This window comes from Pseudomaricurvus alkylphenolicus (genome assembly GCF_011683955.1).
Lineage (GTDB): Bacteria > Pseudomonadota > Gammaproteobacteria > Pseudomonadales > Cellvibrionaceae > Pseudomaricurvus > Pseudomaricurvus alkylphenolicus.
Genome location: NZ_JAAQPI010000016.1, coordinates 165,257 through 187,779, shown reverse-complemented (window position 1 = coordinate 187,779; position 22,523 = coordinate 165,257). Strand labels below are relative to the sequence as shown.

At 53.7% G+C, this 22,523-nt stretch carries 18 protein-coding genes; 9 read left to right on the top strand and 9 right to left on the bottom strand.

Annotation, left to right across the window (positions count from 1 at the left end; genetic code table 11):
• Positions 1 to 251: 251 nt before the first annotated feature.
• Positions 252 to 482, bottom strand: a complete 231-nt coding sequence (locus HBA55_RS30100; protein ID WP_166999146.1) for a hypothetical protein — start codon at positions 480 to 482, stop codon at positions 252 to 254.
• A 361-nt stretch (positions 483 to 843) separates the two neighbouring features.
• Here HBA55_RS30100 and HBA55_RS30095 point away from each other — a divergent pair, with 361 nt between their 5' ends.
• The 8 genes from HBA55_RS30095 to HBA55_RS30060 all read left to right on the top strand — a co-directional run bounded on the left by HBA55_RS30095 (position 844) and on the right by HBA55_RS30060 (position 12,984).
• Positions 844 to 1,389: a sigma-70 family RNA polymerase sigma factor gene (locus tag HBA55_RS30095; protein ID WP_166999144.1), complete on the top strand. Its 546-nt coding sequence runs from the start codon at positions 844 to 846 to the stop codon at positions 1,387 to 1,389.
• Positions 1,390 to 1,443: 54 nt separating this feature from the next.
• Positions 1,444 to 2,427 (top strand): FecR family protein, encoded by a 984-nt coding sequence (locus HBA55_RS30090; RefSeq protein ID WP_166999142.1) that lies wholly within the window; start codon positions 1,444 to 1,446, stop codon positions 2,425 to 2,427.
• Between the two features lie 109 nt (positions 2,428 to 2,536).
• On the top strand, positions 2,537 to 5,056 hold the full coding sequence (locus tag HBA55_RS30085) for a TonB-dependent receptor (RefSeq protein ID WP_166999141.1): 2,520 nt from the start codon (positions 2,537 to 2,539) through the stop codon (positions 5,054 to 5,056).
• A 367-nt stretch (positions 5,057 to 5,423) separates the two neighbouring features.
• Complete coding sequence (locus tag HBA55_RS30080) at positions 5,424 to 7,712, top strand: TonB-dependent receptor (RefSeq protein WP_166999139.1); 2,289 nt, start codon at positions 5,424 to 5,426, stop codon at positions 7,710 to 7,712.
• 97 nt (positions 7,713 to 7,809) lie between these two features.
• Complete coding sequence (locus HBA55_RS30075) at positions 7,810 to 10,383, top strand: penicillin acylase family protein (RefSeq protein WP_166999137.1); 2,574 nt, start codon at positions 7,810 to 7,812, stop codon at positions 10,381 to 10,383.
• Positions 10,384 to 10,404: 21 nt separating this feature from the next.
• Positions 10,405 to 11,721 carry an MFS transporter gene (locus tag HBA55_RS30070; RefSeq protein WP_166999135.1) on the top strand — a complete coding sequence of 439 codons (1,317 nt, stop codon included), beginning with the start codon at positions 10,405 to 10,407 and terminating at the stop codon, positions 11,719 to 11,721.
• 52 nt (positions 11,722 to 11,773) lie between these two features.
• The gene (locus tag HBA55_RS30065; protein WP_166999133.1) at positions 11,774 to 12,673 is read left to right on the top strand and encodes an AEC family transporter; all 900 of its coding nucleotides are present in this window, start codon (positions 11,774 to 11,776) and stop codon (positions 12,671 to 12,673) included.
• Positions 12,674 to 12,705: 32 nt separating this feature from the next.
• Entirely contained in the window at positions 12,706 to 12,984 is a 279-nt protein-coding gene (locus HBA55_RS30060; RefSeq protein ID WP_166999131.1) for a polyhydroxyalkanoic acid system family protein, read from the top strand.
• A 6-nt stretch (positions 12,985 to 12,990) separates the two neighbouring features.
• Here HBA55_RS30060 and HBA55_RS30055 read toward each other — a convergent pair whose 3' ends face one another.
• From HBA55_RS30055 to HBA55_RS30035, 5 genes are read right to left on the bottom strand one after another with little or no spacing between them, the layout of a single operon-like run.
• On the bottom strand, positions 12,991 to 13,989 hold the full coding sequence (locus tag HBA55_RS30055; protein ID WP_166999129.1) for a YhdH/YhfP family quinone oxidoreductase: 999 nt from the start codon (positions 13,987 to 13,989) through the stop codon (positions 12,991 to 12,993).
• A gap of 27 nt (positions 13,990 to 14,016) precedes the next feature.
• Positions 14,017 to 15,081 carry a protease SohB gene (sohB, locus tag HBA55_RS30050; protein ID WP_166999127.1) on the bottom strand — a complete coding sequence of 355 codons (1,065 nt, stop codon included), beginning with the start codon at positions 15,079 to 15,081 and terminating at the stop codon, positions 14,017 to 14,019.
• 34 nt (positions 15,082 to 15,115) lie between these two features.
• Positions 15,116 to 15,769, bottom strand: coding sequence for a cation/multidrug efflux pump (locus HBA55_RS30045; protein WP_166999125.1), 654 nt, complete (start codon positions 15,767 to 15,769; stop codon positions 15,116 to 15,118).
• 25 nt (positions 15,770 to 15,794) lie between these two features.
• Entirely contained in the window at positions 15,795 to 16,622 is an 828-nt protein-coding gene (nudC, locus tag HBA55_RS30040; protein WP_166999123.1) for an NAD(+) diphosphatase, read from the bottom strand.
• Positions 16,622 to 18,346, bottom strand: a complete 1,725-nt coding sequence (locus HBA55_RS30035) for a FimL-related protein (protein ID WP_166999121.1) — start codon at positions 18,344 to 18,346, stop codon at positions 16,622 to 16,624. Before HBA55_RS30035 ends, nudC begins: the two co-directional genes overlap by 1 nt.
• Before the next feature lie 477 nt (positions 18,347 to 18,823).
• Here HBA55_RS30035 and nhaB point away from each other — a divergent pair, with 477 nt between their 5' ends.
• Positions 18,824 to 20,329, top strand: a complete 1,506-nt coding sequence (nhaB, locus tag HBA55_RS30030; RefSeq protein WP_166999119.1) for a sodium/proton antiporter NhaB — start codon at positions 18,824 to 18,826, stop codon at positions 20,327 to 20,329.
• Positions 20,330 to 20,401: 72 nt separating this feature from the next.
• On the opposite strand, the gene dnaQ is transcribed toward nhaB, so the two are convergent.
• The 3 genes from dnaQ to HBA55_RS30015 all read right to left on the bottom strand — a co-directional run bounded on the left by dnaQ (position 20,402) and on the right by HBA55_RS30015 (position 22,474).
• A complete protein-coding gene (gene dnaQ / locus HBA55_RS30025) occupies positions 20,402 to 21,115 on the bottom strand; it encodes a DNA polymerase III subunit epsilon (protein WP_166999116.1) in 714 nt (237 codons plus the stop codon).
• Positions 21,116 to 21,125: 10 nt separating this feature from the next.
• On the bottom strand, positions 21,126 to 21,557 hold the full coding sequence (gene rnhA, locus HBA55_RS30020; RefSeq protein WP_166999114.1) for a ribonuclease HI: 432 nt from the start codon (positions 21,555 to 21,557) through the stop codon (positions 21,126 to 21,128).
• 65 nt (positions 21,558 to 21,622) lie between these two features.
• Positions 21,623 to 22,474 carry a class I SAM-dependent methyltransferase gene (locus HBA55_RS30015; protein WP_166999112.1) on the bottom strand — a complete coding sequence of 284 codons (852 nt, stop codon included), beginning with the start codon at positions 22,472 to 22,474 and terminating at the stop codon, positions 21,623 to 21,625.
• Between the last annotated feature and the right edge of the window lie 49 nt (positions 22,475 to 22,523).

Below are 22,523 nucleotides of genomic sequence, written 5' to 3'. Positions count from 1 at the left end.
CGGGCCCAACAACAATCGCAGCGAGAACGACCGAGCAATCCAGCTGTCACACAGGCAAAGTAGCATTCTGAAATACAGGACATTTCTAAGTTGCAGACAGTTAGGACATTTCTAACTTGCATTAACATGGGTTGTTAGAATTTTTTAGAAGTGTCCCTCTTTTTTTGAATAGAAATGTCCCTCAGATTAATTGGCTGGATTGCAGCCAACGACTTCCCGGAAATTAACCCGCAGCGACATCATTACGCTCTCTAATGACAAACTCCAGCATCAGCTGCTCGATAGTGCCGTTTAACATCGGCCAGCGGAGCCACCGTGCCGTTCTGAAACATAACTATCTTTCTGGCGTAGCTGCGGAACTGGGAAGGCACTCGCACGCCCGGGCTGTTTCTGGGAACAAACACGTCACTGACCATCAAATGCCGTGAGCCTGGTGTGATCAGCACGTCTCCGGGATTCACCTGATTAATAAAAGTCTTCATAACGCCAATCTCAATACCTGTATAAATATATAGCTGTTTGAATATACAGTAGTAAGGAATTGGCAGTGGGTCAAGTGAAAATTTGCTTAAAGGTTGTGTGGTTCGTCTGGTTCATGAACTTAAAGTAAATTACGAAAATCTCAAAATAGTTTTTAAATATCAATAAGATACAGATTATCTTTAATGTAAATTTGCAGGATTGAGGTCAGCTGATTTTGGCTCCATTGGCCGTGACGGAACTATGCTATTGATACAAACTCTATGAAAATCACAAATTTCCAGGATTTTGCTCCATAAGATGGAGGGGTTTGCCCGCACCGGTGTTAAACAGTCAAGAGTAAGCCGGTATACGATAACAACCATGCAGCAAGCAATGACGGCCAAACGCACGCAGTTGAAGAAGTTTCAGGCTCTGCAGTCAATGTTCCAGGACCACAACAGCAGTTTGTTGAGGTTTCTGACACGGCGCCTGTCCGATCCTCACGAGGCGGAAGACATCGCTCAGGATGCCTACCATAACCTGCTGCGCATGGACGCTCCGGAGGAGCTTGAAAACGCCCGTGCCTATCTGTTTCAGACGGCGGCCAATCTGGCTCAGAATCGCATGCGCAAGCAGCGTCGGCAGGATCACTACCAGCACTCGGTTGTGGCTGAAGCCGATGAAGACAGTGGCCTGGATACCGCTTCCGCGGAAAAGACGGCAGCGGCCCAGCTTGAGCTGGAGAAGGTGATGGCAGCGGTGGAGCTGTTACCAGAGAAGTGCCGACGGGTGTTTACCATGAGCCGGGCTGAACACAAGAGCTACCCGCAGATCAGCGAAGAGCTGGGTATCTCCGTCAGTACAGTGGAAAAGCATTTGATCAAAGCGCTGGATCACCTGCGCAAACAGCTGTCGGGCGCGCCATAAGACCTGCACAGCTGCTGATAGAAACGAATTTGTGACGATTTGATGAGTTTAAACATGAAAACCCCCCTGCCCTCAGAAACGGACAAACACACCGCCATTCAATGGCTGGTGAAGTTGCAGTCGCCTGACTGTGACGATGCCACCGAGCGGGATTTTTACCGTTGGCTGGAAAGCAAGCCGGAGCACCAGGTTGCGTATATTGAAGCTGAGGCCCTCTGGGACCGGTTGGAGGTGGTCGAAAAGCCACGTCCGACCATTACCCCCGTCGCCAGACCATGGTTTTTCAAGCCACAGGCTATTGCAGCGTCCTTTGTTGTGATGATGATGTTGGTGGCCATACAGCTGCTGCCGCTGGGAGACACTGGGCTGCATGTCACGGAAATCGGCGAACAGCGGCTGGTGACTTTGGAAGACGGTTCTCGGGTCACCCTTAATACGGATTCCAGTATTCGGGTTGACCTGGAAGACGAGTATCGCCTGGTTCACTTGCAACGAGGAGAGGTCTTTTTTGATGTCCAGTCCGACGCCTCGCGTCCCTTCCTGATTGAGACTGCCTCCGGTGTTGTGCGGGTACTGGGGACCAGCTTCAGTGTGCGCTCGGATAGCAAGGGCGCAACCGTCACCGTGGTGGAAGGACGTGTTGGCATCACGCCACTGGCTCAGTTGGCAGCGGATCCATTATCAGCCGCCGCCTCTGATTTCGAATCCACGCAGGTGTTGACTGCCGACCAACGCGCACTGCTGGCGGCAGATGCGGTCAGGGAGAGGCAAGATAAGGTGGATGCGGCTGCGGCAACCACTTGGTTGAAAGGTCGTCAAGTCTATGACGGAGTATCCATGAACCAGGTATTGGCCGACTTGAACCGTTATTTTGCCGGCGAGATTGCCCTGGCGGACCCCGAATTGGGTGATATTGAGGTTGTGGCGGTATTGGATCTGCGTAATCGGGCCAGCGCTCTGGCAACCTTGGAGTCAACCTTTAATCTCAGTGCAGTAGACAAGGGCAACGGACGCACCCTGCTCTATCGCGCTGAATAGGTTAAATCTGGTAAATTGAATACAATGGGTTAAAAGGCAGCTGCCGAAGGCGGTGCCGATAACAATAAAAAGCGGGTTCCCAACCGCAGCAGAGAGTGGCAAGGCGTCTATGGTAAGAAAGGAACTGCTGAGCGCAGTTTTCCTGGCTTGTTTTTCGATTAGCGGCACAGTCGTAGCCGCCAAGTTCATAGTGCCTTTTGATATACCAGCCGGCACTTTATCAGAGTCACTGATCAAGTTTGCCAAGCAGGCTGACGTTACCCTGTCGGTGTCTAACCAGGATGTTGGCCATGTAGAGGTTCCCGCTCTTAAAGGTGTGATGACGCTTCCTCAGGCCCTGGATCAGCTATTGATGGATTCCGGCCTGGGGTACCGCTTTCTGGATCGTGATACAGTCTCCATTGCCGCAACCTTTCATAAGCCTCTCCCCTCCGACAAGGAAAAGGCCGTGGCCTCTGAGCACAAACATCAGGAGCCTCGTCGTCTAGTCACCGAAGAGGTGACTGTTACCGCCCAACGAACCTCGGAAAACCTGCAAAAGGTCCCAGTCGCCGTGTCGGTGCTGGATCAGTATTTCCTGCAGGAAAGCGGCATTACCAATCTGGCGGACATTAACGCCAGGGTACCGGGATTGACGATAACCTCTTTCAGTCTTGGTCAACCCTCAATTCACGTTCGCGGTATCGGTTCCAACGACGATGGCGCAGCCATGGACAATTCGGTGGTGGCTTTTGTAGATGATATCTATGTGGGGCGCATCACCCACATTGATCTGAATCTGCTCGATCTTGAGCGCGTGGAAGTACTGCGTGGGCCGCAGGGAACCCTGTATGGCAAGAATGCCATCGGGGGAGCCATCAAGCTGGTTAGTAAACAGCCTTCGGAAACGCCTTTTGCCAGCGCCACCCTTGGCACTGGAAACTATCAACATCAGGAAATTGCCGGACTGGTTAATGGTCCCCTCTCGGAAAACTGGTTGGGACGCCTGCATCTAAAGCTGGAGCAGCGGGACGGATGGCAGAAAAATCTGCTGTCGGATCAATATCAGCACGACAACCAGCGCCAGGCGCTGCGGGCCAGAACACTGTATCGGCCTAACGACAGGCTGGAGTTGCACTGGAACTTTGACGGAAGCCGTGAAAACCTCAATTCCACCGGCCGCATTCCCATCCACAGTACCGTGCCACTGCGGGTATTGGATGCCCGGGGTCATCCGGTTGCGCAGTTGGACAATCAGGGCAACCCCGTCGCTGGAGACGACGGTACACCTCTCTATCAACATCGTTTGCCCACAGAGTTGTTCCATTCGCTGGGCGGGGACTGGCGGCATGCACTCAACGGGCTGGACGGCTATACGGATCGCACCATATGGGGGATCAGCCAACGTCTCGAATACCAGCTGGATTCTGGCGTGTTAACATCGATCAGCGGTTACCGGCGCAGTCACTTCGATTGGCTGGAGGATTCCACCGGACTGCCACTGAGCGTGACCAATCAGACATTGAGCAATGGGGTGGATGAAGTTCACCGGCAGTTTTCTCAAGAAATTCGCTGGAGCAGTACCACCGAGGGACCTTTGTCGTATCTGGTGGGCTTGTATTATTTACAGGAAAATACCTTGCGCAAGGAGAGTTGGCCGTTTCAACACGCCCGCCCCAGTGTGCAACAGGACAATCGGGGCAACAGCTTTGCCGCCTATGGACAATTCAGATACCGCTGGTGGGATAAACTGCAGTTGCAAGTGGGTGCCCGCTATACCTACGATCATAAATCGCTGAAACAGCAAGGCTTTAGCGATAATGCGCCGGCTGTGATTCAAGAAGATTTCAGTGTCGAAAGCCGCGATAGCTGGACGGACTTATCACCATTTATTTCTCTCTCGTACAATCACAGCGATGACCTGATGCTCTACTCCAGTGTCGCCAGAGGCATGAAGAGCGGTGGATTTCAAGGAGCGCCCAGTACTGAGGAGCAGGCACTACGGTCGATTGATCCGGAGTTCGCATGGGATTTGGAATTGGGAATGAAATCCCAATGGCTGGCCGATTTGATGCGGCTGAATGTCGCGGCCTTTTATACCGATTATCGTGATCTGCAAGTCGTTCAATTTCGCACTATTGATAATTATGGCGTGTTTGAAACCAACAATGCTGCGTCTGCGACGGTAAAGGGTATTGAGCTGGAGATGATGGCGTCTCCCCTGCCCGGCTTGACTCTGTCGGGATCTTACGCATTCTTGCGTGCGACCTACGACAGTTTTAACGATTTTTCCGGGAGGGATTTCACCGGTAATACCCTGCGCCAGGCGCCAAAGAACAGTCTGGTGTTGGGAGTGCATTATGAATTTCCCATTTTGTCCGGAGAATTGCACCTGCGCGCGGATTATCGCTATCAGTCAAAGAGCTACCGCGAACCAGACAATCTGGGAACGGTGCAGCCATCATTCTGGTTGCTGGACGGCAGTTTGACTTATATTGCCGATAACCAGCGCTGGCAAATTTCTCTGTGGGGCAAAAACCTCACCGATGAATCCTACATTACCCACCTCTATCGACTGGGCGGCAATGATTACGCTCTGTTTGGGACGCCCAGAACCTATGGTCTTAATCTGACTTGGAACTTTGAGTAATAACGCTCATCTTTCTTAGCAGTTAGTTGAAAGAGTTTTACCGACTTTTTTGCCGGCATCCCCTTGTGCCTGCCAGACATTCTTCGGGCCTTTCGTTTAACGATTAACTTCCCGGTGGACGTGGGTCGAATGGCTGTTACCGAAAAAATTCTGTTTTCAATTTGACTAAATGGCTGAACTGGACTTCTCCTACACTGGCAAAAAACACGCTTTAAAAAAATGCAAAAAAAAGTGGAGGGGTTTTGAAGTAGCGGTGTTAAACCAGGCAGACGAACCAAATAGCATCTTCCCTGGTTCAGAAACGGCCGCTTATGGCGGTTGTTATTTTTAGCCTGACAACATCAAATAACGATAACGGAGAGAATCGATGAAGAACAACGTTCTCGGTTTAGATACCTTTCAACCACTGTCGCTCAGCAGTGCAATTCGCTTTATAGCTTCCACGGGATTAGTCGCCGGTCTGGCGGTCAATACCACCGCGATGCAACTTGAAGAAGTTGTAGTTACTGCACAGCACCGTGCTGAAAATGTTCAGGATGTCCCCATCGCGGTCAGCGCCATTGGCGGTGAAGAACTGGCCAAAGCCGATATATTTGATGCCGGTTCCATCGCGGCCCGAGTTCCGGGGCTTTCCTATGCTGAATTCTCACCCGGACAGGGCTTACCCTCCATGCGTGGCATTAGCTCCGCCGACGACGGTGCGGGTCTGGATAATTCCGTCTCCCTGTTTCTTGACGGCGTTTACATCGGTCGTGCAGCCGCTATTAACTTTGACATGTTCGATCTCGAACGCCTGGAAGTCCTGCGGGGACCCCAGGGCACCCTGTTTGGTCGTAACGCCATCGGTGGTGCAATCAGCGTAGTCACGTCCAAACCAACCGACGAGTTTACCGCCAAGCTGGGTGCTACCGTAGGCAATGAGGGCATTCTTCGTTACCAGGGGCTGGTGAGCGGTGGCCTCACCGACAACCTGGCGGGAAAAATCTCCGTGACTCATCGCGAACACGATGGTTATGTAAAGAACCTGCTGCTGAACAAGGACCAGCAGGATGAAGACCAGACGTCTTTCCGAGGCCAGTTGCGTTGGGAACTGGATGGTTCCGAGTGGTTATTATCCGCGGATTATATGGAGGATGATCGTGAGGATATGGGACGCACGCCAGTGGTTGATCGTGCACCACTGACCGCGATTATGGCCGCCAACGGTGGCGGTGGCCCCCGTGAAACCACGGCACCTGGTGACGGCTTCTCCAAGCGTGAGGCCAGCGGCATCAGTCTGCAGGGTGATATCGATTTTGATAGCGGTGTATTCACAACCATTACCTCTTTCCGCAATGCGGAGACCGATTGGGAAATGGCATCGATCGGTGCGCCCCTTGGCGTTATCGGCATTCCGTTTGACGAAGTGATCGATGATATTGTTGAAGACATTGACACCTTTTCTCAGGAGTTCCGCTGGACCTCCACTCTGGATGGCAACTTTAACTACACCGTAGGCCTCTATTTCCTGCAGGAAGAGACCAAACGCAAGGAGCAGTTTAAAACTACGGCGCCGAGTATTGCCGCCGGCCCCACCCCTTTTGTGGTAACTACGCTTAGCGATGGTAGCATTATCGGCAATGAAATTTCCATTACCGAAAACGAAACCACCAGCTATGCCATTTACGGCCAGGGCACCTGGGAGCTGAACGAGTATTGGAGCATTACGCTGGGTGCTCGTTACACGGTAGATGAAAAGGACTACCGGGCCACCAGTGTCAACTGCGGACTTGACTTGACCGGTACTGAATTTGAAAACTTCCCGGGATGTGAAGGTGTCGGCGGCAGTCTGGCGATTATCAACGAGGCCTTTACGGTAACCCCTTCTGATGAGTGGGGTGATTTTTCTCCCAAGTTGGCGGTTGAGTACCACCCCAACGATTCCACCATGATTTTTGCCAGCGCCTCCAAAGGCTTTAAGAGCGGTGGTTTTGCCGGCTCTCAGGGCGTGAAAGCCGCTGCATCTCAATCGGTGGATCCGGAAATTGCCTGGAACTACGAGCTGGGTTTCAAAAGCGATCTTTTGGATAACAGCCTGCGTCTGAATATGACGGCGTTCTATACCGACTACGAGGATCTTCAGATCGTTCGCTTTGGTCGGGTTAATCCTACCGATCCGTTTGGTACCTTCCTCACCACTAATATCGGTGAAGCGGTTATTCAAGGTGTCGAGCTGGAATTCACCTGGAACCTCAGTGAAAACTTCCAGATTTCCGGTAACCACGCTTATCTGGATACGGAAGCGGATGATTTCGTTATCAATGGTCAGGATCTGTCAGGTACTGATCTGCGTCAGGCTCCTGAGAATTCTTCCAGCCTGCTACTCAACTACAATCTGGACACGGACGTTGGCGGGTTTGATTTCCGTCTTGAATACACCCATACCGACCGCCAGATTACGGATTACCTGGATCAGCGGACTTCCATCGACGAAGTGGAATTGTTCAGTGCCCGTATTGGCTGGGTATCTGTGGATGAGAAGTGGGACGTGTCTGTCTGGGGTAAGAACCTGAAAGATGACGACTACATCTCACACACTTATACCGTAGGGCCGGGCATCATTGGTACCTGGGGTGCACCGCGCACTGTTGGTCTGACCGTAAACTACAATATCTGAGGTTGTCCCTCCTTCCCGGGAGGCAGTGAACTGCCTTCCGGGTGCCAAAAGTTCCAATCACTTTCATATTCAAACGATAATAAGAGGTTTCAGTCGTATGTTGAGCCGGCGTCTGAAGTTTGGGAAAAATCCGATCATAGTAACAACCCTGGCGGCAACGCTAATCACCGCAACCGGCTGTGGCACCAGCACGCTGTCGGAACCGGGGCACGTGGCGCAAGCTGATGCACAAAAAAGCTCCGAGGTGCGATTGGTTCGAGACGACTATGGCGTGCCTCACATTTTTGCCGAGAGTAATTACGGTGTGTTCTTCGGGTACGGTTACGCAGTGGCTCAAGACCGGCTGTTTCAGTTGGAGATGTTACGCCGCACCGCCAAAGGACAGGTCGCGGAAGTATTGGGCAAAGACTATGTGGATTTCGATCGCTTTATCCGCACCAGCTATGACAGCCGCAGTGTTGCGCAACAGGTTGAGCAGCTGCAACCCGCCAAACAAGAAGTGCTCGCAGGCTATGCCAATGGTATTAACAGCTACCTGGAGAAAATTGCGGGCAATCAGACTGAATTGCTGCCCTTGGAGTTCACTCGCTTCGGGTTCGAGCCCGAACCCTGGACGGCCGCTGATGTGGCCATGTTGTTTGCCGGTTCCATTGCACACCGTTATTCCGACTTTAATACTGAAATCGAGAACCTGCAGTTGCTCCAGGACTTGCATAGTCAACACGGCAAGACGCAGGCCTGGAATATCTTTTCCGCCACCAAGTGGCTTTATGATGTGCAGTCTCCGACGACTGTACCCAGAGCGGGTGAGGCCGAAGCGTCATCAAACTCGCAAGCACCCCGCTATCTCGATGTATTCAAACACACCGGAGTGGATATACCACGCCTGATTCACAACCCCGAGAGCAATCGTGCACCGACCCTCGTCGACGGTGACAACCAGCTGCTGCTGGCACAACAGTTTCGAGATCGTGGCACTACAGGAACGCCCGGCTTTGGTTCCGCCAGCAACCTCTGGATGGTCAATGGCGAGCGCCTGAACGGTGCTGAAGGAGTTCTGGTCAATGGCCCCCAGTTTGGCTGGTCAAGTCCCTCCTATGTTTACGGGGTTGGCTTGCACGGTGGGGACTTTGACTTGGTCGGTAACACCCTGCTGGCACTGCCGTCCATGTTGTTTGCCCACAACAATCACATCGGTTGGGGCAGCACCGCGGGCTTTGGTGATCAGGTGGACATTTTCGTTGAACAACTCAATCCCGATAACCGGGAGCAATACCTGCACCAGGGCCAATACCGCAGCTTTGATCGCTGGACGGAAACCATCGCCGTCAAAGATGAAAAACCCGTTACCGTTGTTGCAAGACGCAGTATTCACGGGATGATTCAAAAACTCGACGCAGACAAGGGTATTGCTTACGCCAAGGCCAGAGCCTGGGAAGGCAAAGAAGTGCAGTCGCTGCTGGGATGGATCGATCTAGCCAAGATCAAGGATATTAAACAGGTACAACCGGTGTTGGAACGCATTGCCACCAACATCAACTTTTACATTATGGATAAACACGGCAACATGCGTTATCGCCATGGTGGTCACTATCCCGTGCGTGTCGACAGTCATGATACCCGTCTGCCTGTTCCCGGTACCGGTGAATTCGACTGGCAAGGCATGCGGCCGGGCTCTGACAACCCCAGCGTTTATAACCCCAGCCAGAATTACCTGGTGAACTGGAACAACCGCCCCGGCGCCAACTGGGCCAGCCCCGATCTGTGGTGGTTGACTTGGGGACGAGGCGACCGGGCCGATGTGTTGATCGACGAAATTACGTCACGTTCCTCTCACACGACCGAACAAGTCTGGCAGATCAATGACCGCGCCTCCCATGAGGACGTCAATCTGGCTTACCTCAAACCACGGCTGCTACAGGCACTGTCTTTGGCACAGCTTTCTCGACAGGAAACGCAGGCTCTGCAAGCGTTCAAGAGTTGGGACGGCTACTGGAGGGATCAAGATCAGGACGGTCAATTTGACGGCGCGGGCGCAGCGATCTTTGAGCGTTGGCTAAAACAGTTGTTACAACAGACTCTTAAAGACGATATCGGCGAACGTTATCTGTATCGTTTTGCTCCCACCGGACAACCGACAGTTGCTTCCACTGGTAGCGTTAACCTGCAACCCGGTACCAAGGCCCTGATTCGAAATCTCGATGCCCTTGAAAGCGGTGCTCCGCTGTCCTATGACTTTTTCAATGGAAAAAATCCGCACAAGGTGATTGCGGCGGCATTCCGAACTGCTGTGTCTGAGTTGTTGAAAATACAGGGAGAAGACGTGAACTCCTGGCGGGTTAAACCCTATCCGCTGGAATTTGTCACCACCAATTTTCGTGGTATTCCGCAAGCCTTGGACAGCGCCCATTATGATTTGCCGGTGATCCAGAACCGTGGTTCCGAAAACAACCTGTTCGTTGCTCGAGGCACCCATATCGAAGCCTGGGATGTGTTTGGCCCGGGGCAGAGTGGGTTTATCAATGCCTCCGGCAAACGCAGTCCGCACCACGACGACCAGCTTAAACTCTATCAGAGCTACGGCAAGAAACGTCTGGGATTCAACCGGGCGGAACTGAAGATCGCGAGTGAAGAGGTTCTTCACGTTTCATCGCCAAACACAACAAAATAACCACTGTCGCGGGAGTTCACTATGGCTGGCAGCCCAACCACCACCCTGTCCATGATCGACGATGTCATGGATCGCCAGGGTATTTCCTCGGCTCAAATTACGATTATCGTTATTGCATTGATCCTTAACATGTTGGACGGCTTTGATGTGACCGCAATGGCGTTTACCGCGCACAGCATTGGTGAGTCTTTGCAAATCCCGCCGCAACAATTGGGTATCGTGTTTAGCACGGCACTTGCCGGAATGATGTTGGGGGCGATGTTCCTCGCCCCCTATTCCGATGTCATCGGTCGGCGCAATATGCTGTTAATCTGCGTATTGGCGATTGGGGCCAGTATGGTTCTCACCGGGTACACGACGGCCCTGTGGCAGCTGGTTATACTTCGGGCCATTACCGGGCTTGGTGTCGGCAGCATGTTGGCAAGTCTTGCCACCATTACGTCGGAGTATACGCCTGCCAGGTATCGCAGTTTAACCGTGGTCAGCATCACTGCCGGTTATCCTCTTGGGGCCACTATGGGGGGCTTTATTGCCGCACCGCTGCTAACGGAATATGGCTGGCCCAGTATTTTCTTCGTTGGTGGTGTAGCAACTCTGCTGATGGTCGCCGTCGTGTATCTGTGGGTGCCGGAGTCTCTGCAATTCCTGATCACCAAGCGACCTCCCGGAGCATTGGAGAAAATCAATGACGCTTTGGTGAAGATGGATAAGGAGCCATTAAAGGAGCTGCCTGCAGCCCCTGCGGCTACCGAGGCAAGCAAGGCCAGTGTTTTCAGTCTGCTGACGCCTGAGCGTCGCGCCCGCACCCTGCAGTTGTGGTCGACCTTTTTCTTTTGCTTTATCAGTCTGTATTTCCTGATGAGTTGGGTACCGAAGCTGGTGATCAACTCGGGTTTGTCTGAAGCTCAGGGGGTCTACGGTGCCGTTGCCTTTAATGGCGGGGGAGTCATCGGCATACTGATGCTGGGTTGGATGGCGGCGGGTCGTTCTCTGTCGCAGCTGATTGCGGTGTTTCTGTGTGGCGCCGCTATCACCATGACGGCCTTTGCCACCTTGGCGGATCATCTACCCCTGCTCGTCAGCCTGGCGGTGATCGGTTTCCTGTTACAGGGCGGATTTACGGGGCTTTATGCGGTTGCGGCCAAAATTTACCCTACTGAGGTGCGAACCACGGGTGTTGGGTGGGCCATCGGGCTGGGGCGTTTCGGTGCGGTGGTTGGCCCCTATGTGGGTGGCATCTTTATCGCCATGGGTATGTCCATGGAGCTGAATTTCTATATCTTTGCTGTACCCATGGCGTTGGCTGGATTGCTTGCGTTTCGACTCAAGGTTCAATAGCAAGCCATAAACCGGTTGGCGGGCGCGGAGGATTCCCCTATTATCCGCGCCCATGTTAAATCAACTTTTCTCTGTCATTGCGCCGATTCTGGTTTGCACCGGCATCGGATTTATGTGGGTCCGAAGAGGACACCGCTACCCTGCCGATTTTATCAGCCGGCTGGTAATGAATATCGGTGCCCCCTGCCTGATACTCAGCAGTCTGGGCAGCACTGAGTTGCAACTTGGCGGGGTGCTGCAGTTGTTGGCTGCCGCTTCGTTGGTGTTGTTGTTTACTTTGGTGGTCGGATTCCTCTGCCTGCGCATCATGAATCTCGGCATCCCCGCACACTTGCCTCCGCTACTGTTCCCCAACTGCGGCAATGTGGGGCTGCCGCTGTGTCTGTTTGCCTTTGGTGAAGCCGGTCTGGCACTGGGTCTGGTGTATTTTGTATTTATGATGGTGGCCCATCTGACGCTGGGAATCGTGATCGTGCGGGGAGCCGAGCAAGGTCTGTCCTCTGCCGCGGCCGATATCGCACGACAACCGCTGTTTTTCGCCACGGTGTTAGCGATCCTGTTTGCCTCGCAACAATGGGCGCTGCCTGTGTGGGCGAGTATTACCGTGGAGCTGTTGGGTAATATCACCATCCCGCTCATGTTGATGACCCTCGGTGTGTCACTGGCCAGTCTGAAGGTGAATTTCTGGCATCGGGCATTGATTCTCAGCAGCGTACGGGTATTGGGAGGCGTGTTTTCCGCCTGGTTGATTTGTCGTTGGATGGGTATCGACGGGCTGGAGCGCAACGTGATTGTTCTGCAATCAGCAATGCCCGCGGCTGTCTTTAATTACCTGTTTGCACTGAAGTACGAGCGGGATCCACAGGCCGTCGCTGGTCTGGTAGTGGCGTCGACACTGCTTTCCTTTATTCTGCTACCATTTTTGTTAAGCTACCTCCTTTCGGTCAGCTGATCGATAAGAACAAAGCGGTATGAGGAGAGTTCGTGAGCAGAATCTATATTAAGCGCAATCACCAGCTGGGACAGCAGAAGTGCCAGGAACTGGCAGAAAAAATTACGGATAAACTGATTGCACAAATTGGTGGGAGCAAAACCATTCGTGGCAACAGCATACAATACCGACATATCAGTGGCAGTAAAGGCGAATTGGTGAGCGGGGAAGATACCCTCACTGTCGAAGTCAAGCTGAGCCTGTTGGCGCGATCCTTCGCGCCCAGTATTGAAGCGGAAATCAATGAGGCTTGTGACAAGTACCTCGACTGAATCCGATTATGAACCTACCTTGACCAGATAGCGGCCCAGTGCGTGGCCGTTAAAGATCTGGTCCAAATACTGAGGTACCTGTTCCAGAGAGATTTCCTGCGCCATACTGCCCAGCTGCGGTAACTTCAGTTCGTCGGCCAGTTGTTCCCATACTTGCTGTTTGACTGCCAGAGGCAACTCTACACTGTCGACACCCAGTAAGTTGACGTTGCGAAGAATAAAGGGAAAGACGTTGGCTTTGAAGTTGGAGGCTGCTGCCAGGCCACAGGCGGCGACACTGCCACCGTACTGCAGTGCCTTGACCAGTGAGAACAGATAGTCCCCGCCCAGGCAGTCTACAGCGTGGGCCCACTGGGGTTTGGCCATGGGTTTGGCCGCCAGCTCGTCCAGGCTGCCGCGGTCGATTACTTTGCTGGCGCCCTGCTTGGAGAGTGACTCGCTGGCCTCCAACTTGCCGGTAACGGCGGCGACATTGAAACCCAGTTTAGAGAGCATGGCCAGCGCCATGGACCCCACCCCGCCGGTAGCGCCGGTGACGGCAACGTCTCCGTCATCGGGCTTGGCCCCGGCTGTGCGCAGCTTGTTAATGCACAGCGCCGCGGTCAGTCCGGCGGTACCGTAAATCATCGCTTCGCGCAGACTCAGGCCTTGTGGGCAGTGAATCGCCCATTCGCTGGGAATACGAATGTACTCACCCAAGCCACCGGCAGTGTTCATGCCCAGATCATAGCCGGTTACGATCACTTTATCGCCTTCCTGGAAGCGACCACTAGTGTCACTGATTACGGTTCCGGCCGCATCGATGCCGGGTGTGTGCGGGTATTGTCTGGTGACTCCGCGATTACCGTGCGCGGACAACGCGTCTTTATAATTCAGGGATGAATAAGCCACTTTGATTAACAGCGGGTGGTCCGGCAGGTCTGACAGGGAACGTTCCACAATGGACTGTTCGAAACTGTCTTCTCCACTTTCGGTGACCCACAGGGCTTTGAACATCTCACTCATGTTGATTTACCTCTTACACATTTTGTCTCAAGAGAAGTATCGGGCACTTCTCAGGCGTTCTATCCAGGTCAGCAACAACCGGTCTGCGGCTCCTTGGGCCGCAAAGCCGAGTTTCTCCTGAATACTCTTTTTGAGCACAAATTCCACTTCGTAAACATCTGCGTTTTCGGCACATTGATGAATATATTCATCGCTGGTCATCAATTCGTCGACCAACTGCTTGTCCAGGGCACGGCGTCCAAACCAGACATCGCCATTGGCGACTTGCTGAATATCCACAACATCGCGATGTTCACTGACGAAGGCCTTGAACAGGTCGTGGGTGTCTTCCAGATCTTCGACAAACTTCTCGCGATCTTTGTCTGTGTTTTCACCAAACATTGTCAGGGTGCGTTTATGTTCTCCAGCGGTCAACAGTTCGAAGTCGATATCGTGCTTTTTCAGCAATCGATGGAAATTCGGGAGCTGTGCCACCACACCAATAGAACCCATGATGGCAAAGGGTGCCGCAAGGATGCGGTCCGCAACACAGGCCATCATATAGCCGCCGCTGGCCGCCACCTTGTCTACGCAGACGGTGAGTGGAATGCCTTTTTTCTTGATACGGTCCAATTGGCTGGAGGCCAGTCCGTAGCTGTGAACCATACCGCCACCACTTTCGAGGCGTACCACAACTTCGTCGCAGCTTTCCGCCAGCGTCAGAACCCCACTGATTTCCTCTCGCAGGTGGTCCACCGCTGAGGCGCGGATGTCACCGTGAAAATCCAGCACATAGACACGTTTGCGACGTTCGCTTTGCTTATCATCGGAGGCCTGCTTGGCACGCTGCTTTTTGTCCTTTTTTTCCTGCTTCTGGCGCTTCTCTTCCTGTTTCAGGAGTTCCTTGCGATCCTCGGGCTCCAACACCGCGTCCATCATGATCTCTTTGTCGGTTTCAAAGCGATCATTAAGACGAGTGACCTCAATATGGCCTTTGTCAGAACCTTTATTGCGCTGCCCGAAGGCAACCAGCAGGCCGAGAATAATTACGATCGTAACGATTAAGGTCACGGATTTGGCCAGGAACATGCCGTATTCAGCTAAAAACTCCAACGATTGGACTCCATGATTGATGATGAGATTGGGTTTACTGCCAGTGGTTGACGGCGTCTTTAGCCGCCTGATTAAGTGGTCGCGATAACAGCCCGGTGTGCGACAACCGGATTTCGTACAAGGCGCCATCGGTCATTGGAACAAAGGTGGCACTGCCGTATTGGGCATCGAGCCAGGGCACATTTTTATCGAAGTAGTTGAACCATTCCCAGACATCCACACTGGTCAGGCTTTCACTAAGGCTATACACCGTACGGTCGCTGCTGCGTTCTTTGTCCAAGGAATAATATCGCCCGGCCAGGCGATCGAGTCGGTAGGTGGGTTTGAAACCCAGCTTCGCCATGGCTTTGCTCCACTTGAAAATACGGGCATCGAGTTGCCATTGGTCGCCGCGTAACTCGTAGGCTTCTTCCTGGCCGCCACCACTGACCAAAACCGCGCGATAGTGCTGATCACCAAGTTTTCTGAAGTTGATAGTGGCGATGGTTTTTTCCGCCAATAACTCTTTGTAGCTGACTATGTCCCAGGCCATAAATGCCATGACCAGGGCCCATAGCAGCAGCATCAAACCAAAAGTCCCCTTCAGCCATCCCAGTAACCAGCCTGGTTTGAACAGGGTCTTTACCGCCCATAACAGCGCAATCACACCAATGGCGGCTATTGCGATGACCAATCCGTCGTAGAGCATGGTGAATTAGCTTCCTTATTTTGTTTTATCCGCTTTGGTGGCGTTGCACAAATGCCTGAATCAGCTGTCCGGACAGAGTTGAAGGCGGCGGAACCAACGGCAACTGATCGTAGCGATACCAGTTGGCCTCTTCGATTTCGATACCATCGATGGCGATGTCACCACTCTCATACTCGGCGTGGAAGCCGATCATCAGCTGCCCCGGGAATGGCCATGCCTGGCTGCCAAAATAATGCAGTCTACCGACGTTTAGTCCGACTTCTTCGAATACCTCGCGGCGCAGAGCGGCCTCAATGGTTTCGCCGGCTTCGATAAATCCTGCCAGGGCACTGAAAAAGCGTGCCGGGAATGCGGGGTTATGAGCCAGCAGGCAGTGGTCGTCACGGGTAATGACGGTGATCACACAGGGTGACAAACGCGGATAAAACTGCAAGCCACAGGGTTGGCAAACCTTGGCCCGTTCCTCCTCGTGACTTTCGGTGGGTGCTCCACAGCGACCGCAAAAGCGATGATCACGATCCCAATTGACCACTTGTAGCGCCCGCGCGGCCATTTCGTAGTGAGCCTCATCCAGAAGCCCCAGCAGATTGCGCAGACCCTGCCAGTGATGACCGTGCACGTCGGGCAGGTCCCGCAATGCCACGACGTAACAATGTTGGCCCCGATAATCGCCCAGGTAAAACTGGGGGGCGTCCAGTTGAGGATTGCTAAAGCGCCAGAGTGAGGCGTCAAGCGGCCCCCAGGGAACATCGTCAGAACAGAGCAACTGCCCATTTGAAACAGGCAGGTAGCATCGGTTGGGTTGCTCACCGGTTGTGGCTGACGGTTGGGGTTGGCTACTTGGAATAAACATCAGCGGGTTTGTACTCCATGGCCCAATGCCTGCAGACTTTCCTCCGCAATTTCGAGAACCGAATCATCGCTGTCGCGATCATGCCTGAGGGCGTCAAGATAGTATTCAACGCCGATGATGGCATCGGCGAAGGTTTCCAGCAGTTGTTGCAGGGCAATAGGCTGGTCGTTATTGATCAGGGTATCTTCAATAAAGGCCACGCAGGCGGTGGCTACGGCGGCCGCTCGAGGCAGGTTGAGAATAATCATGCCACCCCGCAGGGCGTTCAGCGTCGAGCCCACATTCTTGATATGACCCGGGTCAAAATTTGACTCGGCAAATGAGCTCAGTGCCCGTTTCACCAGTGCCAGGCCGGCTTCGGCCTCCTTGATCACAATCAGCTCGGCTTCCCGCAATTGTGAGGAGGCGATAACCTCCTGGCGCGCCAGATTATTGGCGTGGCTCAGTTTTTCGTCTGAGAGGTTAAGATTTTCAAGGCCGGAGACGGTGCTTTCCACATACAGCAGCGCGTCTGCGAGCTCCAGCAGATCTGCAGTCTCCGCTTCGGTACCACCGTCTCGCCACGCCTCGATCTTGCTCACTTCTTCTTTGAGGGTGGTGCTGGCGGAAGTCAGCCCCATAACCGAAAGAATATCCGACACCTTGGTCAGGGTTCCAATGAGCTCGTTATAGTCTTGCTCGGTGGTGGTGGCTGCCTCTGAGGCGTTTTCCAACATTTCCTTGGTGTGGCGCAGCTCATCCTTCAATACCGCGGCTACAGAGGAGACGGTGTTGGCGCTGGGCCCCTTCAGTGCTTCACTTTCCTGGCGCAACTCGCGGTCGCCATAGGCAAGGGCCTGGACGCCGAATGTTGACAGGATCTGCTCACCGCGGTTACTGCGCTTGCGCCCCAGAGCCACCAGAAAAACCAATTGCGTCACCAGGGCTGGTGGAGGTTGGTTTTCCAGTGCCTGGGCACCTTTGTCGAGTATGGGTTTGATCTGGCGGTCGATCATGGTCAGCAGCATCTTGCGGGATTTGCTGAGCTCCATATCATCGGTGCGCAACGCTTCCAGGGCGCCCGCTGCCAGCCACCAGAGTTTGGCCATGGCACGCTGGCCCGTGATGATTTCCAGTCTTTCCAGGCCGCGCTGCATGATTCCAAGCGCACTGCGGGGTTGCTTGCCCTGCAGTGTATTGAGCAGCCCCACCTGGTACATGTGGCGAAGGCGTCGCATCAGCGGTTGGAATTCGTCGTCGGGAAGCGCGATGGTTTTTCGGGGACTCTGAAACGGGGTCGATGGGTCGACGCTAAAAAAGTGGGATTCCGGTAACAGCGCCGCTTTTCGGTGTTGGCGCAGTTCGTTGATGTGCGGGATCAACAGGATTGGCATGCCTCGGCGCGTTTGCTGGGTATATTCAAGGTAGCGGGGCAAAATAAAGAATGCAGAACTCAGCACGCCCAGGGTCTGTTCCTGGGGGGGAGCGCTTTCATCCGTCGGTGATTTCAATTCCTTGGTGACAATCAGTATTTCTTCGGCCAACAGGTCTGCGCCGTGGAGCTGGATAAGTCTCAGAGTGCCTCGAATTTGTTCGATCAACTCGATGCAGGTGTCCAGCGGTTCACTGTTGGCTGGCGTGGTGGAAAATTGTTCGAGCTGGCCGGCTGCCTGCTCGATGGTCAATACTAGCTCGTCAGCGACCAGATTGAGCGAGCTGACGTTGACCGAATCACTGTGTTCCACGTTAATCGTTCCTTTATTGGGTTAACCGCCGGCGAACTGGCCAGCGGGACGGAATTCCTTCTAATGAAAGCCGCAGTCTAGTGTTCAGAGGGGCGGGTCTGCCATGATTCAGGTCTCAAACCGGTCACCCGTTCACCTCTCTTCCAATTCCCTTCCTTCCGCTATGGACTCAAATTTGACGCTTGAGCCAAAAGTAATCGCCCTGCCTGCTTTTTGAGCGCCGGCTTAGCTAAATATAGCTCCACGTCCCAACAGTGCGGCTATAATCTCAAAATTCGTGTCAAATTACAGTGTGATCTTATTGAAATACTTGAATTTTTTCAGGAACTCGGTAGTTTGCAGCTACCCGATTACCGACTGGCGGGTCTCCCGCCAGAATAGACCCCGGTAATTATAGGGTTAACGAGGCTGCCGCTTGCGCGGCGTGCCAGCGATCACTTGAAGACCGCTCGGGCAGCGGCGCAAAGGAAGAGAGATATGGCTCAAACCCTCCCCCAGGCATTTTTTAAGAACTTTCTAGGTTCTGCTCCGATCTGGTACAAACAGGCAATCATCTTCTTCCTGATTCTGAATCCCCTGTTACTGTTTACCGCCGGACCTTTCGTGACCGGTTGGCTATTGATCGGTGAATTTATCTTTACTCTGGCTATGGCACTCAAGTGTTACCCTCTGCAACCCGGTGGGCTGCTGGCCATTCAAGCCGCGATTCTGGGTATGACGACCCCGGAAACCATTTACCACGAAGTGGAAGGTAACTTGCAGGTGATCTTGCTGCTGGTGTTTATGGTGGCCGGAATCTACTTTATGAAGGACCTGCTGTTGTATGTGTTCACCAAGATCCTGATTGGTGTTCGCTCCAAAATGCTCCTGTCGCTGCTGTTCTCGGTGGTGGCGGCGGTATTGTCGGCGTTCCTCGATGCGCTGACCGTAACGGCAGTATTAATCAGTGTGGCTGTGGGCTTTTACTCCGTATACCACAAGGTGGCCTCTGGCAAGAAAATTTACCATGATGACCACGACCACTCAGACGATCAGCATGTTCATGAGTACTTCCGCAGTGATCTGGAAGGTTTTCGCGCCTTCCTGCGCAGCCTGATCATGCATGGCGCCGTGGGTACGGCACTGGGTGGTGTGTGTACGATGGTGGGTGAACCCCAGAACCTCCTGATCGCACAGCGGGCGGAATGGAGTTTTATGGAGTTTATCTGGGTGATGGCGCCGATTACCTTCCCTGTCTTCTTCGCAGGTCTGATTACCTGCGCACTGCTGGAGAAGATCAAGATTATGGGTTACGGCGTGGAACTGCCTGAGGCGGTTCGCAGCGTGCTGGAAGACTACGCAGCCGAGGAAGAAAAGAAGCGTACCCGTCGCGATTCCATGCAGTTGGTGGTTCAAGGCGTCGTGGCTCTGATTCTGGTGGGTGCCCTGGCAACTCATATTGCGGAAGTCGGCCTGATCGGACTGATGATCATCGTGCTGCTGACAGCCTTTAATGGCGTCATTGAGGAACATCAGATTGGCCACGCCTTTGAAGAGGCCCTGCCCTTTACCGCGCTGTTGGTGGTGTTTTTCGCGATCGTTGCTGTGATTCACGATCAGCACCTGTTCTCCCCCGTAATTGATGCGGTTCTGGCGATGGAAGAGTCGGTCCAGCCAGCCATGTTCTTTGTGGCTAACGGTGTGCTCTCCATGATCAGTGATAACGTGTTTGTGGCGACGGTATACATCAATGAGGTCCGTGCCGCGATGGATGCCGGTGATATCACTCGTGAGCACTTCGAAAAGCTGGCGATTGCCATTAACACTGGTACCAACCTGCCCAGTGTTGCCACCCCTAATGGTCAGGCGGCCTTCCTGTTCCTGCTGACCAGCGCGCTGGCCCCGCTGATTCGCCTGTCTTACGGTCGCATGGTCATCATGGCGCTGCCTTACACCATCGTTCTGGGTGGTGTCGGTCTGGCTCTGGTATCGGCGACACTGTAACTTCAGCATTGCTACCGAAATCAAAAAAGGGGGCTTTAAGCCCCCTTTTTCATTCTATGTTCGGCAGTTGATTTATTGCCGTCGCCACACGCACCCTTCTCCCAGCTGATCGAGCTTGGACTCATGGGCACTCAGCTCTTCTGCGGTAGCACTGATCACTGGTAGTGGTCGTCTTTCACCGATGAGGCGGCGAACTCCACTGGCGGCTCCGCCACCGCTAGCGCCTTCGGCGTTATCACCGCCTTCCCCAGCCAACAGCAGATTGGTTTGTCCACCCGTCATCAGCAGATACACATCCGCCAGGATCTCGGCATCGAGCAGAGCACCGTGGAGGTCACGCTGGGAATTGTCCACGCCGTAACGCTTGCACAGGGCGTCCAGATTGTTCTTTTGGCCGGGGTGCTTCTGCCGCGCCATCACCAGCGTATCGACAACCCCACAATTGTTTTCTATCGGGTCGTACGCAGGCTTGAGGAGACGAAACTCGTGGTTGATAAATCCGACATCAAAAGGTGCGTTGTGAATCACCAGCTCAGCCCCTTGAACAAAATCGAGAAATTCATGGGCAATCTGTGCAAACACCGGTTTGTCCGCCAGGAATTCGTTGGTGATTCCGTGAACTTCAATAGCACCTTCATCCACCTCCCGTTCAGGGCGAATATATTGGTGGTAGTGTTTTCCCGTCAGCCGGCGGTTAACCACCTCGACACAGCCGATTTCGATAATGCGATGCCCCTGGGAGGGCTCCAGGCCGGTGGTTTCCGTATCCAGGACGATTTGTCTCATAAGGAGATTCTCATAGTTGTTCAATGCCCTGATTGGCCAGGGCATCTGCGATTTCGTTTTCCCGATGACCGGAATGGCCTTTTACCCAGTGCCACTCCACCTGATGGCGGGCGACCTCCGAGTCCAGCTGTTTCCAGAGGTCATCATTTTTTACCGGTTTCTTGGCAGCCGTTTTCCAGCCGTTCTTTTTCCAGTTATACATCCACTGGGTGATGCCCTGGCGTACATATTGGGAATCGGTTGTCAGAGTTACCCGACAGGGCTCTTTAAGGGCTCGAAGCCCTTCAATGGCGGCCATCAGCTCCATGCGGTTGTTGGTGGTTTTGGCTTCGCCGCCGCAGAGAGATTTCTCTTTTTCGCCATAGCGCAACAGCGCCCCCCAGCCTCCGGGGCCCGGGTTGCCCTTGCAGGCGCCGTCGGTGAACAGTTCAACGTGCTTCACTCATTACCTCTTGCAGTTGAGAATATTGTTGTGAACAGGGGGAGGAAGTGTACCGGGGCCAGGCGTTAACGGCTATTGCTTTGCGCTTGTGTGCGGGTAACCGGTGTTTCCCGGGCAGTATCGGGCATACGCGATGCCGGTTTGCCGATCACCAGCCCCGCCATGGGGTTCAGCTGAGACCAGAGCGGCTTGATGGGGCGCATGGCAATGCGATCCTTGCGTGCCAGCAGCACATAGTAGCCCCCAAACGGCAGGTGCAATTTTCGGCAGAGTCGCTCCCAAAAGCCGAAACGGCGCAACAATCCTGCGTGATTGACGGGAATTCGGTAGAAGCCTCGCTGGATGGAAACCGGCTCGCAATCGAGCAGACGCAGCCAGTCGTGTATGCGCCCTGCCCGCAGTGAATGTCGGCGCCAGAATGGTGCGGCGCTAAGCCACTGAGCCAACACCTTGTACACGCCTTGCAGGCTCCAGGGGTTGAAGCCCACAATGAGCAGATGTCCTCTGGGTATGAGTACCCGATTGGCTTCCCTCAGCAGTTGGTGGGGGTTCGGGGAAAATTCGAGTACGTGATGGAGCAGTACGACATCGATGGATTCCTCCGGCAGAGGCAGTTGCTCGAACTCGGCAAGTGCCCCGGCAGAGAAGCCCTCTACAGGAGCGAGGCGAAAGCGGTTGTTGATGCGGCTGCTGGTGCTCAGCAGCTCGGTATCGAAACAGCTCAATTCCAATAGGTGGTAGCCAAACAGCTCACCCAGAGAATCGTCCAGCTGAGCTTTCTCTTCACTGAGGATGTTGCAGGCCAACGGCGAGGTCACCCAGGACTTCAGTTCGGGCATTGAGTGTTGTAGTGGCTGTGGTCCGTGCCGATTTTCGGCCCAACGCAGCACCCGGTTGATCGCCTCCAGAATCTTCATGCCGGTACGATTATTCCTCCTGGTTCACCTTGAACTCCTCGGTTATTAT

Coding starts and splice junctions, on each gene's coding strand:
- HBA55_RS30100 (WP_166999146.1), bottom strand. CDS start 482: ATGAAGACTTTTATTAATCAGGTGAATCCCGGAGACGTGCTGATCACA.
- HBA55_RS30095 (WP_166999144.1), top strand. CDS start 844: ATGCAGCAAGCAATGACGGCCAAACGCACGCAGTTGAAGAAGTTTCAG.
- HBA55_RS30090 (WP_166999142.1), top strand. CDS start 1,444: ATGAAAACCCCCCTGCCCTCAGAAACGGACAAACACACCGCCATTCAA.
- HBA55_RS30085 (WP_166999141.1), top strand. CDS start 2,537: ATGGTAAGAAAGGAACTGCTGAGCGCAGTTTTCCTGGCTTGTTTTTCG.
- HBA55_RS30080 (WP_166999139.1), top strand. CDS start 5,424: ATGAAGAACAACGTTCTCGGTTTAGATACCTTTCAACCACTGTCGCTC.
- HBA55_RS30075 (WP_166999137.1), top strand. CDS start 7,810: ATGTTGAGCCGGCGTCTGAAGTTTGGGAAAAATCCGATCATAGTAACA.
- HBA55_RS30070 (WP_166999135.1), top strand. CDS start 10,405: ATGGCTGGCAGCCCAACCACCACCCTGTCCATGATCGACGATGTCATG.
- HBA55_RS30065 (WP_166999133.1), top strand. CDS start 11,774: ATGTTAAATCAACTTTTCTCTGTCATTGCGCCGATTCTGGTTTGCACC.
- HBA55_RS30055 (WP_166999129.1), bottom strand. CDS start 13,989: ATGAGTGAGATGTTCAAAGCCCTGTGGGTCACCGAAAGTGGAGAAGAC.
- HBA55_RS30045 (WP_166999125.1), bottom strand. CDS start 15,769: ATGCTCTACGACGGATTGGTCATCGCAATAGCCGCCATTGGTGTGATT.
- nudC (WP_166999123.1), bottom strand. CDS start 16,622: ATGTTTATTCCAAGTAGCCAACCCCAACCGTCAGCCACAACCGGTGAG.
- nhaB (WP_166999119.1), top strand. CDS start 18,824: ATGGCTCAAACCCTCCCCCAGGCATTTTTTAAGAACTTTCTAGGTTCT.
- dnaQ (WP_166999116.1), bottom strand. CDS start 21,115: ATGAGACAAATCGTCCTGGATACGGAAACCACCGGCCTGGAGCCCTCC.
- HBA55_RS30015 (WP_166999112.1), bottom strand. CDS start 22,474: ATGAAGATTCTGGAGGCGATCAACCGGGTGCTGCGTTGGGCCGAAAAT.